The organism is Mesorhizobium sp. M7A.F.Ca.CA.002.15.2.1, assembly GCF_003998715.1.
Taxonomy (GTDB): domain Bacteria; phylum Pseudomonadota; class Alphaproteobacteria; order Rhizobiales; family Rhizobiaceae; genus Mesorhizobium; species Mesorhizobium ciceri.
The window spans coordinates 1-401 of record NZ_RZPI01001295.1; the positions used below are offsets into that span (position 1 = coordinate 1).

The window sequence follows — 401 nt, forward strand, 5'->3', positions numbered from 1 at the left end:
GCCGGTACTGATCGCCGCCATGAAGACCGGCACCGACATGAAGGTGACGGCGAAGTCCGGCCGCGGCAATCCCACCTCCTATGTCTTCTCTCTGAAGGGCATTTCGGCGGCGCTGACATCGATCGCCAAGTGTAAATAGGCAAAGCTACTTTTTTGAGGGAAAGGCCGGGCCGCGAAGTCCGGCCTTTTTTCTTTCATACTTGCCCCGGCCCGGCCTCCGCCCGGCGGCGCCGGATCGCCTCGGCGATGAAGACACGCGATAGCGCGTGATAGAGCGGCTCGTGCGAGATCATGCGCGCCGTGCCGTAGCCCAGCATCGAGGCCAGCATCAGCGCGATGACATTGTCGTGATTGCCGGTCATCTCCAGGATGAAGACGAAGGCCGTCATCGGCGCTTGCAC

The 401-nt window shown here is 61.8% G+C and carries 2 protein-coding genes; one reads left to right on the plus strand and one right to left on the minus strand.

Going from position 1 to position 401, the window contains the following annotated elements:
- Positions 1-139 (plus strand): invasion associated locus B family protein (locus tag ENZ74_RS34220; protein WP_206522429.1); only part of this gene is annotated, 139 nt, incomplete at its 5' end.
- Positions 140-194: 55 nt separating this feature from the next.
- Here the strand turns inward: ENZ74_RS34220 and ENZ74_RS34225 are convergent.
- The coding region (locus tag ENZ74_RS34225; protein ID WP_206522428.1) for a chloride channel protein at positions 195-401 on the minus strand (207 nt) is incomplete at its 5' end.